Genomic DNA, 16,456 nt, shown 5'->3' on the forward strand with positions numbered 1-16,456 from the left:
CAATAAAAACAGATAGATAAGTGCTGTATGGGCGGCATGATGTAGTGCGACGAGAGTCGCAGAGGTAGCTAGCCTCTCTGGGCTATAACGTCAGTAGATACTAACATTGTTGGTATCTACTTCACCACCAGAAATAACTAGTATTAATCAAAACCCGATGTTCGGGCGTTAAACCCCGAGCATCGGACTCTCTAATTGAGAGTATTATGCTTGGGCGTATATCGCCTATTGAAATTCAAGTTCGCAAAGTGAACCCGAACTTATTAAGACAACTGCAGGCTAATCAGCCGAGTTATTTTTATAAGTGTGAGCCTCGATTCTATCGATACTCATTCATTTCAAAGACATGCTGAAATTTATCCGCTATTAAATGGGATTTATTGAGGCAGGTATCATCGTGTGTTTTAAATACTCAGTCAGCTACCGATGTGCGTAAGCTGATACTTCTCATTGTCTCACCTGTTATGCAGGTAGCGAGACCTAATATTCAGCTATTAGTAGCCTAGGGATAGTGCGTCACTGGTAACGGTGGGGTGCGAAGCTTCCTGACAATGTAACCCCCATCACGGGAATACTCATCCGTGAGGGTGGGTATAGATTTCACGAGTAAGGCGTGGATGAGGTGCTAGGCTTATTGGTATGGTTAACGCAAGTGAACTGTTGATAAACACCGTCAGCCGCAAAGAGCTAAGCTTTACTATAAGGCTCTGACCAAAATGGTATGTGGTCGGTTTTACCTTTTACATCTGGGTAAACGCTGACAAATGACCACCGGTGGACAGACAGAACCTAAGCCAATAATGTGAAAGTATCGGAACTCGGTAAGCCCGTAATGCTGCCCTCTGGGCAGGTGATCCGTAAGGTGATCTGTTGGTGTTGCGGGTAAAGGAGGATGGAAAAAGCGAATGCCAATCTGTAATGGGTTGGATAGAGGTTCGAACTTTGCCTCGGCCCGAAAGGGCGCAGACTTCCATCTGGTCTTTAATCGTGTGAAAACCTGTAAAGCTTTCTATTAAATAGAAAGTAGAGTCTTCGGGCTCTATAACCAATTGAACACCCACGAGGGGAAAGATTTATTTCCCCTCGTGGGGATAAATCCGTCTTCATCTTGTGGGTGCTCTTTAATCTAGGAGGACTGCAAGATGAGCAACTCATCAAATGAAGCGCCTGCGTCATCCCGCGTTGCTAATTCATGGCATGAGATTGACTGGGAAACCAGTCATCTCACAGTGAGAAAGCTACAGGTTCGGATCGCGAAGGCAGCTAAAGAAAAGCAATGGCGAAAAGTTAAACAGCTTCAACGTATGTTGGTGCATTCTTTTTCTGCCAAAGCAATCGCCATTAAACGTGTCACTGAAAACCGAGGTCGTAAGACAGCGGGGATCGACGGTGAGACTTGGGATTCCCCTAAAAGCAAATGGTCAGCGGTATCTCGTTTGCGTCAAAAAGGCTACAAACCGAAAGCGCTGCGTAGGGTATATATACCAAAATCGAACGGCGAACGCCGTCCATTAGGTATACCTACTATGCTGGATCGGGCTATGCAGGCGTTATATCTGCTAGCACTGGAACCTGTGACAGAAACGTGGGCTGACCGAAACTCGTATGGGTTTCGTCCATTGCGCTCGGCAGCAGATTCGATTGAGCAATTATTTGTCAATCTAAGCCGCAAGTCGTCCGCACAATGGGTGCTTGAAGGGGATATAAAAGGTTGTTTCGACAATATAAGCCATGACTGGTTGATCCAAAACGTCCCTCTGGACAGGCGGATCGTCAAGAAGTGGCTAAAGGCTGGCTATGTAGAGTCTGGTCAAATTCATAAAACCGAGGCTGGCACGCCACAGGGCGGAATCATTTCTCCGTTACTGGCTAACTGGGCGCTGGACGGTCTCGAACGTGTTTTGGAATCCCATTTTGGGAAGAAGAACACAAAAGCATCGTATAAAACTAAGGTGAATTATGTGCGCTACGCAGATGATTTCATCATTACGGGAATATCCAAAGAGTTACTGCAAGAAAGAGTAAAACCTGTGGTTGAAGCCTTTATGGCGGAACGTGGGTTAACGCTTTCTAAACAGAAAACACTCGTGACCCATATCGATGTGGGATTTGACTTCCTTGGTCAGAATATCAGGAAATACAGTGGCAAGTTTTTAAACAAGCCGTCTCGTAAAAACCTGAAAGCCGTACTGGCCAAGATAAAAGACGTATTTGTTCGTTTTAAAACGGCACCCGCTTGGTTGTTGATAGCAAAGCTCAACCCGATTATTCGTGGCTGGGCTAACTATCATCGAGGTGGCGCCGCAAAAGAAACGTTCAAATATTTAGACTACCGTATCTGGAAAATGCTATGGCAATGGTGCAAGCGACGACACTCAAACCGTCACAAGCGGTGGGTGGTTAAGAAATACTTCAAAACCGTTGGTAAACGGAACTGGGTGTTCTTTGGTCAGTCTCCTGACAAAGGAGAAATGCACTTATTGTATGCAGCGGATACAAAAATAGTACGCCACCGAAAAATAGTGGCTGAAGCCAATCCCTATGACCCAAAAGATGAGTTGTATTTTGAGCAACGCTTGGAATATGTTCTTCGTCAATCGGAGATAGGGATGCGCAAAGCCTTTACGTTGTGGAAACGACAACAGCGCCGTTGTCCATGTTGCAACCAACTGATTACGCCCGAAACAGGATGGAACATTCATCATGTGGTAGAGCGTCATAAGGGCGGGAGCGACAAATTGGATAACTTGGTGTTGTTGCATCCCAATTGTCATCGTAGACTACACTCAAACGATTAAATGATTGGAGAATAAGAATGTCAAAGAATGAGCTTTTAATTTTGATAAACGAACGCAAGTTGTCTAATGTTGATAGAATCGATAAAGGATATCGTGAACTCAAACAGTTAGGCTATATTTCACATCCTGAAACAAAGGGGATTGAAAATATTTCTGCTATCGAAATTACAGACACTGGTATTGAATATCTAATGGAAGTGCTTGGAGTAGTATTGCCTGATGATAAGCGTACTCTTGATTTACTTAATCTCTTTCTTATCCCAAATGATCTTAAAGGTGTCACTATGATTGAGTATAAGTTCATTCAGAGGCTGGGTGCAGTTAATCTGAAAGAACTAAACTCATCTAATGTCTTATATGAGAAGGACGATCGTAAGATATTCGAAAATATCAAGTCCTTAGAGAATAAGTTGCTGGCCTAGCTTGCTAGGCTTATAAAGGCTTGAGCTGTATGCGGGGAAATTCGCACGTACAGTTCTTAGGGGAGGGAGGCTCAGTAATGGGCTTCTCTTACCCGACGATTTTAAATCTATTACTTTAGCTCTAACCGTTTAAACGAAGCCTGAATAGTCATATTCAGGCTTTTTTATTCGCTGCTTATCAATATCTAATAATACTTTTGCTATGTCTTAATTGAGGGCAAGCGAAAGCTATCTCCCAGCCGAACCTAATGCTCACTAAGATACGAAACCGGACGTTAACCTTGTCTTATCTAGCGACGAGTAATCTGATGCAAATCAACTCTGCGTCAGATAATAGAATTGTTCTAAATTTCATCAAGAATCTGTCAAATAAAAAATTATAATTTGGTTAAAATACCAAAAGCGGACATTCGATTAACAGTATTTTAGGTATTAAATTTTTAAGAGTCTTTGGCGCTTTGGGGCACAAAGCGACTTAAAAATTTATTTCTGAATGAGTAGTCAAGCCTATGAACCACTATAAGTGGCACTCTTTTTAATTGCGGATAATATCGCTATTCTCTAGCCAAGTTCGAGTATTAAATTTCGAATCTGATCAGCTAGCTCAGGTGATTTAATTAAAGCACCATGACAAGGCAGTAAAATTTTAGGCGGTGAAATTTCAATAAGTTGCATTACCGCGCTGGCAAAGACTTTTCGATCTTTAATACCAAAATTAGGAAATACTTTAACCATTTTTACAATGTCACATAGGGGGCCTTCAGTATGTTTTTGGCCCGAAAAGGCATCCACAACATGCCAAATATGGCCAATCTGCGCTGACTCTATAAGCCAAACCTCACCATTTTTCAAACCACTGGGTTCTTCCAAGGTAAGCCCGTCTGGTAGTGCATTGGCTAGCGATGATAATTCTTTGAACGTTAGTCCTGTCTTGCTAGTCAAGCGTGCATGAGCACTCTCAGATGCCACCAGATGCGCTTTGGGGTAGGCTTTTGAGTATTCTATCAAACCAGCATTATGGTAGGTATTGGGGGCGAGTAGATATTGGACTTCGCCTAATTCGATTAGGCTATCTTTAGCCTCTTCACTGAGGCCTGACACTGGACTATATAAACAAACGCCACCTGTTCTCAGTTTAATAGCCGTGCATCTAAGGCTATTTTTGGTGGCGGTATATAATGTAGCAGAGCCATCGACTGCTTCAAACTTGGATAATTTAGCTGCCATCGGTACTTCCTTTGTCGTGGTCAAATTATAGCGGTCAAATTATAGCGGTCAAATAAATCTGCTCATGGTTCCGTAGTCTACCCAATATAACGCTTAAGCATTTTTCTATTTGACCACTAGCCCTATAATTAGTGTTTATTTAATAACTTTTTTATACCAATCGACAATACCTTCACCAATTTCATGTGGATGCGACTCTTGTAGATAATGCTTTCCTTCACCTAAATCTACTGCAGTAATATTTTTCCACGTTTCAGCGATATGCTCACCTAATTCTCGATTAATGATTAGTCCTGGCTCTGCATAAAATAACAACTTAGGCACATCTGAATTTTTGTGGTATTCATTATATGAATTAACAATGTCAGTGGTAAATTTTGGGACGCCATCAAACGAAATTTGACCAGGCCACATAAGCAGTGGTTTACGGCTCTTTTCTTCCAAATAAGGCGCTCGGTAATGGTCCATTTCTTCTTGAGTTAATTCTCTGCCCGCCATCATGGGTAGCATAGCCTCAATAAAGAAGTTGTTTTTAACAATCATTTCATGCCCTTCTGCAGGGTCACGAAATTTTCTAAATAATGTTTCTGTCTCTTTGGTCGTATTTTTCCAATAAGAAACTTGAGACATAGCTTCAAAAAAAACAATCCCTTTTATATTTTCTCTATGCTGATTGGCATAGTTAAAACCTAAAGCAGAACCCCAATCTTGAATGACTATAATGATATTTTTTAAGGCTAACTTTTCAATAAACGCATCTAAATAGGTAATATGGTCTTCAAATGTATAATCTATATCGGGCTTGTCAGACTTACCCATTCCAATAAGATCAGGAACAACCACACGACCTAAGGCACTTACATGAGGAATAATGTTCCGCCATAAATAACTTGATGTAGGGTTTCCGTGTATGAGTAAAAAAGTATCTTTAGAATTTTTGTCTCCTTCATCTACATAATGCATTTTAGAATCTAATACTGCTTGAAATTTAGATTCAAAAGGAAATGCTGCTGATATTGGTTTGTTGTTTGACATATTTATTCCTTTTTAAATGTTTAAATTGAATTTTTGCGATTTAAAACTCTTGCTGCTTTTCTAATTTGCTTCAGTTTTTCTCGTTTTGTTTTATCCCACTTTTCTGTACCCGCGCTATATCCGTAAGCACAAATTTTAGTTGCGTTTTTAAATAGAAATTCTTCCTGCTCTTTAGGGTATATATTTCCTATTTCTCTAAGTGTCCAACCCACTCCTTTTTCAACATAATAAGCGTGGTCAGAAATTAAAGGTGTTACCAAATCTATAAGTACCTGAAAAGGTAAATAGTGTTTTCTATGAGCGCTGTAATAAAGTAAACCCACTATGCTTTGTCTTCTATGCCATGGGTTTTCAGACGTATTCCATTTTTTATATGTTGGCAAAATTAGTTCTGCATGATATTCTACTAATTGAGCATATATTTTTGAAATACTATCGCTTGTTTCCCATCGATTAATTTTGTCTTGCCATAATTTAATCGTTGGCCAAGCGGCCAGCATTTCATCTTTGTTTTTAATATGCTCCTCCAAGAAATACAAACAAAACATTTCTGCTCTATACACTTTTGTGTTAGTCCAGATATAACTCCATATCGCTAGTTGTTCATAAAAAGACATGTGTTTAAAAGAAAAACCTCTTTCAAAAGCTTTTCTTTGTAAAGGAACGGTTTCACCTGCTTTAGAAGTGATTGTTTCTATTTCTTGAAGGTAGTTTTGCATATTATTTAAAACTCTAATATTAATAGCTTCTTTCGCTAATATATTATTTTATAGTGGTTAGCGAATCGTTGGTTATAAATTAATTGCTAGCGGTTAATGCCGAGCTAATTACTTCATTACCATGATAAAGTTCAAATATCTGGTTACTGACTTCGTCACGATTAATGTAATACTCTATTGATTTAGCGACATCTTCTCTGCTAATGAATAAATCATTCGTAGAAGTCGAACGCGTGGTTGTTATGAGCCCGTTGCCTTTATCATTAGTAAGGAGTCCCGGTCTAAGAATGGTGTAATTTAGGCCACTGGATAATAGGTACTGATCGGCAAAATACTTTGCCACCAAATAGGGTTTTATTTCTGATTCAAATTCGTCAGGGTCTTGTGCGCCTAAACCACTTACCATTACAAAATGTTGTATACCTTCCTTTAAAGAATAATCAACTGCTTTTTTTGCTGCCCATAAATCTATTAGAAGTGTTTTATCGTCGCCTGTATTACCGCCAGAACCTGCACTAAATACTACTTTATCGCAGTCCTTAAAAGCGTGTTCAAAATCAGTTTCAAGATCGCCAACAACAGCCTCTACACCCATATTTTCTAACTTCTCAGCTTGTAGTTTGCTACGAACCATTGCGAGCACTGGGCGATCCTGATTGTGAAGCAACTCAACCACTATTTTACCAATCTGGCCATTAGCGCCAATAACGAGTGTTTTTTTCATTTTTTATACCTTTAAAGCAATTTTTTAAATTGACCTGCCAAACAAAATACAAAAAAGGCAGGATCCACTCACATTAGATTAGAAGTCTTGAATTGTTGGTCTGATAATAATTTCGTTAATATCGACATCATCTGGTTGTTCAATCGCATAGGCGACAGCTTTGGCAATAGATAAAGCTGGAATGGCGACTTTATAAATATCTTGAACAAACTTAGAGGTGGCTTCATCCGAACTACCGAATTTTAATTCAGAATCAATTAAGCCGGGTGATAATAGCGTTGTACGTATATTGCCACCCACTTCCGCTCTCAATCCTTCAGTTATCGCTTTAACCGCAAATTTTGTACCGCTATAGACAGCCGAACCCGGTGAAACTTTATGTGCAGCAACGGAAGCGAGATTAATAAAGTGACCACTATTTTGTTTGGTAAACACGGGAAGTGCAGCGGCGATACCGTAAAGTACCCCTTTGATATTAATGTCAACCATGCGATCCCATTCATTAACCTTAACCTCAGCCATTGGGGCAATCGACATCAAGCCAGCATTATTGACCATGACATCTAAGCGTCCAAAAGTCTCAATCGCCTTGTCGACAAGCATTTTAACCTGATCGGATTTGGTGACATCCATCGTGACATATTCAGCTTCGCCACCCTGAGCACGAATATCGTTTACGATAGCTGCTAGTTTTTCACTACGACGCGCACCCAATACGACTTTAGCGCCTTTTTGAGCCAGAAAACGCGCAGTTGCTTCACCTAAACCACTGCTAGCACCCGTTATAACAATCACTTTATTTTCTATATTTGTATTCATTGGATATAGCCTATTTATTATTCATTTCTAAGTGAACAAGCGCTTTTTCTGCAATTTCAACACCGTATTCCTGAACAAAATGTCCTGCTTCTGCAATTTTTAAGGGCTCAGGGCAGCCTTTAATAAAGCTTCTTAAGTACTCCATCGGGCCTTCGCCTAAAGCTGTATCTTTCATGCCAATCGCCATGAAACTTTGACCGTTCCAGTCTTTTGACCAAAACTCTCTTGCGCGTTTTCCAAGTTCAACGCCATCCATCGTTGGCTCGACAGGCACCATGGCGGGAAAGCGTCTTACGCCTGCTTTATAGCTGTTGTCTGGAAATGGCGCATCGTAAGCTATAACATCCATCACAGACACTGCTGACCCTGCGTCACAGGCAAATAAACCACCGACAGGTATTTCAGGGGCATTTGCGCAGAAATCTCGCCACTGATAAAACCCTTCAGGGGCGGTTTCACCCACCGATATTGCCGTGTTCATAACAATCAAATTTTTGAATCGATCTTGCATATCCATTGGGATTGTTAACCCTAGAATTCCGCCCCAGTCTTGACAGACCAGCGTAATATTTTTCAGATCAAGGCGTTCAATTAATCGCATTAAACTATCACGGTGAAAATCAAAGGTATAAACTGATTCATCAACGGGTTTATCTGAGCGACCAAAGCCAAACAAATCAGGCGCAACAACACGATGACCAGCGCCCGTAAATATAGGAAGCATTTTTCTATATAAGTAGCTCCAAGAAGGCTCACCGTGCAAACATAAAAAAGTGTTTTCAGATGAGAAATCACCCTCGTCGATGTAGGCCATGCGTAAAGACTCAAAACCAGCTAAATCATCAATGTAGTTAGGTTGGTAAGGAAAAGCTGGTAATACAGAGAATCTTTCTTCTGGTGTTCTTAATGCTTTAATCGTCATAATATTTCTCCTGAAAGTAGTTTGCTTGAGTTTGCTTAAGTTAATGTTATCAATGCTAAAATTATTAATTTATAAGTTACTGGGTTTTGCCTAAAAATAGCGATTTAAAAGACAGTCCAGATACGCGCATACTGCCAATGATGTAAACAAAGGCGGTAATAAGATCTATGACTGAAATAAAGATAAATACCTTTGGAGCCAAGCCTAATGAAGCGGCATATGTAACAATGATAAAGCCGACCATTCTTACCAATCCGTTCCAAACAATAAGAGGGGCACGGGTTTTAATATCTGAAGTAGCCCAAAGTAACGCAGCGCCCATAAGCATAAAAGATACGCCCAATACCACTGTGATAATTAACGTGTCTGCTTGAGGTGCCATCAGCGCTGAAATAATCATGCCTAGTGCGATTGGAAAGTTGAATAGCGCCGTAATTTGTACGAATTTTTTAAACATTTTTAGTTCACTTATTTTACACTTATGAAGCGATCGCTTCAGAATTAAGTTAATTGTGAAGCGATCACTTTGTAATGTCAATAGGGTGAATTGACATTTTGAAGTGACTGCTTCAAAATAGAGTTAATTAATATTATTTTTAAGGGCCACAGAGTGAAAGCAGGACGAAAAAGAGCGTTTGATAAAGAGGTCGTTTTAGATAAAGCGATGCGGTTATTTTGGGCCAATGGATATTCAGGTACTTCTGTTGCCAATCTTTCTTCTGAGCTTGGCATTAATACGTCGAGCTTGTACGGCACGTTTGTCAATAAAGAGCAATTGTTCAAAGATGCATTGGCACATTATCAAAAACAATATGTAGAAGTTAACTACAGCCATCTAGTAGAGCCATCAAATGCAACATTAAAGGAGCGGTTACAAGCTTGTTTCTATGGACTTATTGAGCTATTTACCAGCGATGAAACGCCCCGTGGATGTTTGCTTGTAAAAAGTGTTAATGAATCAGATAGTGTTGCGTTTCCAGAAGATGCGGTTGTTTATATAGAAAAATCAGGAACAGAAACTCAGAAAATACTGACGGATTTATTCGTGTCTGGCATTGCGAAGACGGATATGCCCAAAGGTCAAACAGCTGAAAAACTTGCTACGTATCTATTGTCAATTAGTTATGGCATTGCCGTTCAAGCAAAGGCTGGTAAATCGGAAGAAGAGTTAAAGTCAGTCCTTGATCATAGTTTGAATTCTATCCTTGGTTAAAATTGATTAATAATTATGTCGAACTAATGTTGGATATAAATTTATAGTTTTACAAGGCGCTTTGGTGGCTAAGCAGACAATGAATAGGTACAAATTTTGGTTTAATTTAGTATGCTTTTAACAATTGTTGACAAAGTTGACCTAAGAGCTACATTGATTAGTTTTATGTCATATGTGTTAAATTGCTACTCTGTTTTGAAAAGTGATGAAATTTTAAATAAGGCCACTATCTCATTAAATTTTAACTTGTCAGCGAAAGTGTTTAGTTGGTAGGGGTATAAAGTGGGGTATCAATAAAATTCCCATGTTAATAATTTAATATAATCAATCAGATAAATGATATGTGGGCGGGATGATGTAAATCATCCCCTAAGTCATTGAAATATAAGAAGCCTCGCTAACGCGGGGCTTTTTTTTGCTTGTTTGGTTTGTGTGATGACATGTGATTGGCGCAGCGCCTTTGTCCATGTTGCAACCAACTGATAGCGTCCGAAACAGGGTGGGATCTTTATTATGTGGTAGAGCGCAATAGTGAGGTTGTTTTTAATCACACGGTTGCGATGTGGTAATCATTGGCTCACTGAACATACATGGAAGAATAATTCTCTACATAGTCTTCCCATATTGGAGGAGTGCCGATCACATCTTGTACTGTTTCGATAAATTTTTTGACCAGTGGCGTTTGATTTCTGTGTGGGTAAACGGCGTATAGTGCACCAAAGTCACTTGGAAACCAGTAGTTTTGCAGTATCGGGACGAGTCCGAGATCTTTAAGGTTTGATTTAAGCACGGACAGGTCCGCGATTGAATAGCCCAGCCCAGCTTGTGTTGCACTAATAAGCGATTCTACGCTGTTTGCTTTAAAGCGCCCGTTGATGCTGTATTTCTCCATTTTACTCTGTCCGGAAGGTGCCATTTCCAGCTTATCAAATGTAAAAGAGCCATTTGAATAGGTAATCGCAGGTAAGGAAATAAGCTCTTTAAGCGTTTGAGGATTGCCGTGCTCTTCAATAAAGTGGGGAGAGGCGAGAATAACCAACTTGGTTGGTGCGAGTTTCTTCGCGATATTGCTTGAGTCTTTGGGGGTGTTTAGGCGAAAAGCGATATCGAATTTTTCACCTACGATATCCATTAGTCTGTCGTCCAATGAAAGCTCAATATAGGTTTCCGGGTATTTCTTCATAAAAAGATTAATGGCTTTTTGCAGATATGGATTGCCAAGCGAAACATAGCTGGTTATCCGTAGTAATCCTCTAGGTTCCGTATGAAACGTTTCTGCTAAGCGTTGAGTTTTACTGAGTTCATTACGGATAACTTTGGCTTGCTCTAGGATTTCTCGCCCTGCATCCGTTAAGGATAAAGAGCGAGTGGTGCGGTTGAGTAACCTTACGCCTAGGGTCTCTTCCAATATTTTGAATTGCTTAGTGACCACAGCTCTATCCATGTGCCTGAGCTCAGCGGCTTTAGCAAAGGAGCCCTGATAAACAATATCCAAGAACAGGTCAAGGCGAGTCGCTATATCCATATCTTATCCGCTAGTAAATTAAAAAATGAATCTGAAGCTCAATTTTAATGTATTAAAAGGGATAAGTAACTTAAATCGAATACGCTTATGTCAGCTAAATGACAGTGAAGACCTCTTCGGTTGCCAGTCGAGATTTGGGTAGTCCGAAGTTGAAATCCTCAGCATCCGCATGATAGCCCATCGCTAAGGCTACATGGCATACGTAGCCATTCAATTCATCAGTGAAAACCTCACCGATGAGTTCTGAGTCAATGCCTTCCATCGGTGTTGAATCTATGCCTAACCGAGCTAGAGTATGCAGCGCATTACCCAGAGCGATATAAGTTTGTGCTTTAGTCCACGTTGCGTTAGAACCTTGCTCGTCTCTTAGAAGGTCTGCAAAGTGAAGCGCTCCGTTTAAGGCAGCATCATATTTTTCTTCTTTTAAACGGCCTAATGCAACATTGATATCCAGCACTTTTTTGTGGTCGTCCCTCTGGTAGTTCGGATTGTGTGCAAAAAGGATAATATGTGACGCTTCCTTAGCATGGTGACGATTAGGCTGATACTTATTAACAAAGGTGGCGTCGAGACGATTTTTTGCTTCATCACTTTCTATTAATATAAATTTCCAGGGCTGTGAATTAATGGATGAAGCTGACAGCCGAATCGCTTCTTTGATTATTTCAATGTTTTCCGCTGAAATGCGTTTGCTGGGATCGTATTGTTTGGTTGTATAGCGGGCGCTTAAATCTTTTATAATCGAGTGAGTCATTGGTTTCTCTTTAACTGTTTATTTAATTTACTTTTTTCAGGATTTTTCTGAGTGCAATAGTAAAGCTTTCTGGGCTATCTTCCTGAACAAAATGGCAGGCATCAGGTACAAGTTGTACGTCTGCTTTAGGAAAATGCGATCGCCATTTTGCAATGGCTTCAGGCGTGCCATGATTGAAGTCCTTTTGGCCAAAAATAAACTCTACTGGTTTATTCGCGAGTGTTTTTAGTCTGGCCTCTATTTTCTCTAGCCATGCGCCTGCAAGGGTGATCTGCTGAGGAAAAATGGCGGTTGCTCTTCTTGAATCCGGTGTTGGAAATGTCATGGTATAAGCATCAACGATGGCTTGGTTACTGCTGGATTCTTTCTTAATGTTTGCCAGCATTAGCTTAGTAACAAAGACGTTCTCATTCAGTACCCGCTGTTCCATCTCCGGTGTTCTAAACAACATGGAAAATGCTTCAATACCGCCATCAACTTTCCACGCCCAAGTATTGGAAATCACCACTCCAAGTACATTATCAGGGTGATTCGTCGCCACGTTTAGCCCGGTCGGCCCACCCCAGTCCTGAACAACCATGATGAATTTGTCTAATTTCAGATGTTCAAAAATTAAAGATTCAATCCACTCTGAGTGCTCCTGTGGCGTAAAACCGAAATCAGCAGGCGTATCTGAAAAGCCAAACCCAGGAAGGTCATAAGCAATTACCCGAGCTTCTTTTGACATGTCTTTGATTATGTTGCGGTTTAAAAAAGACCAATCGGGGTTGCCATGCGTCAGAACAATGGGAATGCCTTCGCCTTCATCGACATAATGCATCGACACACCGTTTCGTTCATACCAGTGGCTCTTAAATGGGTACTCTTCTTTATCGACTATAAAAGGACGTTGCTTTTGATTAGTCACGTCGGCGTTGTTGATAATTGGATCTGGCTCAACGTGGTAGACGATCGGCTGTGAGTATTCAGCAGCAAGTTTTTTTAATGCTTCTACAGACATGTGTTCTTCCAGTGTGGGGTGAAAAAATGATTGCTGAGCTCAATTAATGTAATCGATGAGTTAGTTGACAGCTAAGCCATAAAGGGCATCTTATCACGCTATATATCCCTTTATTGTTTCTTAATATTCAACAATCAATTGGCTATACGCCTCTATATCATTGCTTCGAGTCGGGCCATAATTCAATCAATCGAACACACTGATCACTACAGAGTTAAAAATATGAAATCTACCCTTGCATCAGCCTTTATCGTCCTGTCTTTATTGTTTGCCAGCGCGACTCAAGCCGCCTCATTAGCACCACAATGGGAGCTAACAGGGTTCTCACAACCCGAATCTGTTTATGTTTCACCTGAACATAAATGGATATATGTTTCTAATGTAAACGGTCAAAAACCCGGCTTTATCAGTAAGCTCTCTAAAGGTGGTGTTATCGAGCAACTAAAATGGGTTGACGGGTTAGGTATGCCAACGGGTATGGGCATGTTTGGCAGCGATCTCTATGTTGTAGATAGAAATCAGGTCCATATCATCAACACCGAAACCGGAAGTATGACTAAGAGCATAAAGGCAAATGATGCTGTCATGCTGAATGATTTGACGATTAGTGATAAAGGACAAGTATTTGTTGGCGATATCGCGGCAGGAAAAATCTATACCTTAGTCGATAATAAATTAGTTGTTTGGTTGGAAGATAAAAACCTCCCACATCCAAATGGCTTATTGGCACAGGGAAATACACTTGTTGTCGCCAATATGGCAAGCAAGTTAGCTCAGCAATTTGAGCCCGAAGAATATGGCTCAATCTATAAAATTAATATCGCTGATAAATCGCTGCAAATGATTAACTCAAGCTACAGGCTTGGTGGTTTGGACGGTCTAACCGAATTGAATAATTCACTGGTTGTCAGTCATTTTCCTGCGGGGGAGATTTATCAGATCACAGACAAAGAACGAACGCTGTTAGGCACTTTAGATATTAGTACCGCGGATATTAGTGTTGATGACAGCACTGATACGCTGTTTGTTCCATTCTTATTAAAGGACAAAGTTGCTTCTTATAAGGTTATCAACGATTAGCGCTATTTATGACATTACCTATTTTGGTGCCAAATAATATAAGGGAAATACGATGAAAATTGAAATGTGGGCTGATTATACCTGCCCCTTTTGTTACATGGGGCAAGCCAGTCTTGATCAAGCGCTTGACGGGCTTGGATTGAGTGAAGAAATAGAAATTGTACATAAGAGCTTTCAGTTGGAACCCAATGAAGCTTGTCATGCTGGCGAAGATCTCAATGAGCTGGTGGCAAAAAGATACGGTAAGTCTTACGAATGGGGCAAAGCCCATAACGAACAACACACTCAAATGGCCGCCGGTTTTGGTTTGCATTTGAATCTAGCAGATCAAACCATCAACAATACGATTCTTGCGCATCAGACCACTAAATTTGCGGATGCAGAAGGTAAAAAAGAGCGGATGATTGAGCGTATATATCAAGCGACCTTTGAAGAAGGTAAAGATATCGGTGATAAGCAAACGTTATTAGATCTTGCCGCAGAGATTGGCTTAGATGCAGATAAACTTGCAAAAGCGTTGGATGAAAAAACCTACCTCAGCGCCACTCATTCAGACATTAGAGAGGCAATGACAACAGGGATAAACGGAGTTCCTTTTTATCTGATCAATGGCAATACGCCTGTGTTCGGGTTGCACAAGGTAGATGCATTAAAAGCAATTCTACAAGAAGCGAGTAAGCAGCCTTAATCCTCAACACAAAAAATACAGATGAGAGCCGTTCGATTATCTAATCACTTTAACGTTAAGTGATAGATAGAACTAACCGTTTTAAGAAGCCTCTTTACTAGTTAGGGCTAAAGAGAAAATACTGGAGAAAGTAATGTTTAAAAATTTTGGATGGATAGTTGAAGCAAAGTTAAACGCTGGTCAGTTAGAGAACTTCAAGAAAGTAATGAACTCTCAAGTTAACCGAGCATTGACTGAAGATGGCACGCTAAACTATCAATATTATCTTTCTGATGCTGGGGATGTGATGGTTTATGAGCGCTTCAAGAATGCGGATTCATCACACGAGCATATAGAAAACTGGGATGCCCATGCTGAAAAATGGATGGCAGCGGCAACACCTACCCGTATGTTACATTTAGGAGAGCTTCCTGAAGATGTTCGTGAAAGACATTCGGCCCTAGATCCTCTTTGGCTAAAGCCATTGGGTGGATTTGCAAGAGAAGAAGCTGAAGGAGCCTGATTGAAAAAGAGGGTAATACCACTTTTGAGAACTTTGGTTGGATAGTAGAAGCTAAACTGAACGAAGGCCAACTTGAAAATTTTAAAGAGGTGATGAACTCACAGGTTAACAGAGCCTTAACTGAAGAGGGTACGTTAAACTATCAGTACTACATCTCTGATGCTGGTGACATTATGGTCTACGAGCGTTTTAAAGATCTTGAGGCATCTTATATTCATATTGAAAACTGGAATGCACATGCGGAGCGTTGGATTGCAGCGGCTACGCCAACAAGAATGGTTCATTTAGGTGATTTACCGATGGAGCTTAGAGAGAAGCATGCTGCACTTGCCCCACTTTTATTAAAGCCTCTTGGTGGCTTTTCAAAATAAGCTTTAATGATTAATCAATAATGTCGCTGTGTAAAATGTATACACCTAAATCATACGGCGGGCATCGTCCGGAAGGGAGGGGTTGTTGTAGTTTTTCCTTACCCGATAATCACCCTCTAAGTTATTGATACAAAAGAAGCCTCGCTAACGCGGGGTTTTTTTTGTGCTTATTTTCATGCTTTATTTTTATGTTAATGAGAATTATTATCCCTGCAGTAAATGTTAGCTTTAAAAAGGAAACTGTGAGTGTTTGATTTGTCGAATAGTGTGTTGTTGGATCTGATTAAGCATCAGAGGTTTGGGGTGGAATATCAACCTATTGTAGCGATAGCTACCAATGAGATAGTAGCTTAGGGATAGGTACGGCGCTAGACGATTTGTGTAATCCTAGGTCCATGTTATCTGTGGCTGTGATGCAGTTGGTGGAGTGGATTAAGCTTGATAAGTATGTTCTTAAAATGCAAGATGATGTGAGCTATATGGTGTTTGTCTCAAAGATTATTGAGTTTGCCCATGTCACCGGTAAGCGAGTTATTTTAGAAGGTGTGGAAACCGCTGAAGATCTGGCTTTTGCTGAGCGGATTGGCGTAGATTACGTGCAAGGCTTCTTTTATCGAGATAACTTTATTTATTTCTAAAGGCTAAAGTTGCCGACTA

At 40.4% G+C, this 16,456-nt stretch carries 18 protein-coding genes; 8 read left to right on the top strand and 10 right to left on the bottom strand.

Annotated elements, in window-relative coordinates; genetic code table 11:
- Positions 1 to 1,142: 1,142 nt before the first annotated feature.
- Both ltrA and E0D70_RS06090 read left to right on the top strand, forming a co-directional pair.
- Positions 1,143 to 2,798: a group II intron reverse transcriptase/maturase gene (gene ltrA, locus E0D70_RS06085; protein ID WP_133011384.1), complete on the top strand. Its 1,656-nt coding sequence runs from the start codon at positions 1,143 to 1,145 to the stop codon at positions 2,796 to 2,798.
- A gap of 17 nt (positions 2,799 to 2,815) precedes the next feature.
- Positions 2,816 to 3,220, top strand: a complete 405-nt coding sequence (locus tag E0D70_RS06090; RefSeq protein ID WP_133011385.1) for a hypothetical protein — start codon at positions 2,816 to 2,818, stop codon at positions 3,218 to 3,220.
- A gap of 561 nt (positions 3,221 to 3,781) precedes the next feature.
- On the opposite strand, the gene E0D70_RS06095 is transcribed toward E0D70_RS06090, so the two are convergent.
- From E0D70_RS06095 to E0D70_RS06125, 7 genes are all read right to left on the bottom strand, one after another.
- A complete protein-coding gene (locus tag E0D70_RS06095; RefSeq protein ID WP_059747811.1) occupies positions 3,782 to 4,447 on the bottom strand; it encodes a DUF4336 domain-containing protein in 666 nt (221 codons plus the stop codon).
- A gap of 135 nt (positions 4,448 to 4,582) precedes the next feature.
- The gene (locus E0D70_RS06100; RefSeq protein WP_059747812.1) at positions 4,583 to 5,482 is read right to left on the bottom strand and encodes a haloalkane dehalogenase; all 900 of its coding nucleotides are present in this window, start codon (positions 5,480 to 5,482) and stop codon (positions 4,583 to 4,585) included.
- Between the two features lie 20 nt (positions 5,483 to 5,502).
- Complete coding sequence (locus E0D70_RS06105) at positions 5,503 to 6,201, bottom strand: DNA alkylation repair protein (RefSeq protein WP_124732370.1); 699 nt, start codon at positions 6,199 to 6,201, stop codon at positions 5,503 to 5,505.
- Positions 6,202 to 6,280: 79 nt separating this feature from the next.
- On the bottom strand, positions 6,281 to 6,925 hold the full coding sequence (locus E0D70_RS06110; protein ID WP_133011386.1) for an SDR family oxidoreductase: 645 nt from the start codon (positions 6,923 to 6,925) through the stop codon (positions 6,281 to 6,283).
- A 78-nt stretch (positions 6,926 to 7,003) separates the two neighbouring features.
- Positions 7,004 to 7,744, bottom strand: a complete 741-nt coding sequence (locus E0D70_RS06115; protein ID WP_133011387.1) for an SDR family oxidoreductase — start codon at positions 7,742 to 7,744, stop codon at positions 7,004 to 7,006.
- A gap of 10 nt (positions 7,745 to 7,754) precedes the next feature.
- Positions 7,755 to 8,666: a haloalkane dehalogenase gene (locus E0D70_RS06120; protein ID WP_133011388.1), complete on the bottom strand. Its 912-nt coding sequence runs from the start codon at positions 8,664 to 8,666 to the stop codon at positions 7,755 to 7,757.
- 76 nt (positions 8,667 to 8,742) lie between these two features.
- Positions 8,743 to 9,123 (bottom strand): hypothetical protein, encoded by a 381-nt coding sequence (locus tag E0D70_RS06125; RefSeq protein ID WP_133011389.1) that lies wholly within the window; start codon positions 9,121 to 9,123, stop codon positions 8,743 to 8,745.
- A 153-nt stretch (positions 9,124 to 9,276) separates the two neighbouring features.
- Here E0D70_RS06125 and E0D70_RS06130 point away from each other — a divergent pair, with 153 nt between their 5' ends.
- Positions 9,277 to 9,879, top strand: coding sequence for a TetR/AcrR family transcriptional regulator (locus E0D70_RS06130; protein WP_133011390.1), 603 nt, complete (start codon positions 9,277 to 9,279; stop codon positions 9,877 to 9,879).
- Between the two features lie 577 nt (positions 9,880 to 10,456).
- Here the strand turns inward: E0D70_RS06130 and E0D70_RS06135 are convergent.
- The 3 genes from E0D70_RS06135 to E0D70_RS06145 all read right to left on the bottom strand — a co-directional run bounded on the left by E0D70_RS06135 (position 10,457) and on the right by E0D70_RS06145 (position 13,158).
- Positions 10,457 to 11,404 (bottom strand): LysR family transcriptional regulator, encoded by a 948-nt coding sequence (locus E0D70_RS06135; RefSeq protein WP_133011391.1) that lies wholly within the window; start codon positions 11,402 to 11,404, stop codon positions 10,457 to 10,459.
- A 94-nt stretch (positions 11,405 to 11,498) separates the two neighbouring features.
- Positions 11,499 to 12,158 (bottom strand): nitroreductase family protein, encoded by a 660-nt coding sequence (locus E0D70_RS06140; RefSeq protein WP_133011392.1) that lies wholly within the window; start codon positions 12,156 to 12,158, stop codon positions 11,499 to 11,501.
- A gap of 22 nt (positions 12,159 to 12,180) precedes the next feature.
- Entirely contained in the window at positions 12,181 to 13,158 is a 978-nt protein-coding gene (locus E0D70_RS06145) for an alpha/beta fold hydrolase (protein ID WP_133011393.1), read from the bottom strand.
- A 222-nt stretch (positions 13,159 to 13,380) separates the two neighbouring features.
- Between E0D70_RS06145 and E0D70_RS06150 the strand changes: the two genes are divergently transcribed.
- From E0D70_RS06150 to E0D70_RS06165, 5 genes are all read left to right on the top strand, one after another.
- A complete protein-coding gene (locus tag E0D70_RS06150) occupies positions 13,381 to 14,238 on the top strand; it encodes an SMP-30/gluconolactonase/LRE family protein (RefSeq protein ID WP_133011394.1) in 858 nt (285 codons plus the stop codon).
- A 52-nt stretch (positions 14,239 to 14,290) separates the two neighbouring features.
- The gene (locus tag E0D70_RS06155; protein ID WP_133011395.1) at positions 14,291 to 14,926 is read left to right on the top strand and encodes a DsbA family oxidoreductase; all 636 of its coding nucleotides are present in this window, start codon (positions 14,291 to 14,293) and stop codon (positions 14,924 to 14,926) included.
- A 133-nt stretch (positions 14,927 to 15,059) separates the two neighbouring features.
- Entirely contained in the window at positions 15,060 to 15,428 is a 369-nt protein-coding gene (locus E0D70_RS17550; protein ID WP_207923215.1) for a putative quinol monooxygenase, read from the top strand.
- Positions 15,429 to 15,520: 92 nt separating this feature from the next.
- A complete protein-coding gene (locus E0D70_RS17555; protein WP_207923216.1) occupies positions 15,521 to 15,799 on the top strand; it encodes a hypothetical protein in 279 nt (92 codons plus the stop codon).
- A gap of 356 nt (positions 15,800 to 16,155) precedes the next feature.
- The gene (locus tag E0D70_RS06165) at positions 16,156 to 16,437 is read left to right on the top strand and encodes an EAL domain-containing protein (RefSeq protein WP_133011396.1); all 282 of its coding nucleotides are present in this window, start codon (positions 16,156 to 16,158) and stop codon (positions 16,435 to 16,437) included.
- Positions 16,438 to 16,456: the final 19 nt, after the last annotated feature.

Source organism: Marinomonas flavescens, from assembly GCF_004352835.1.
GTDB classification, from domain to species: Bacteria; Pseudomonadota; Gammaproteobacteria; order Pseudomonadales; family Marinomonadaceae; genus Marinomonas; species Marinomonas flavescens.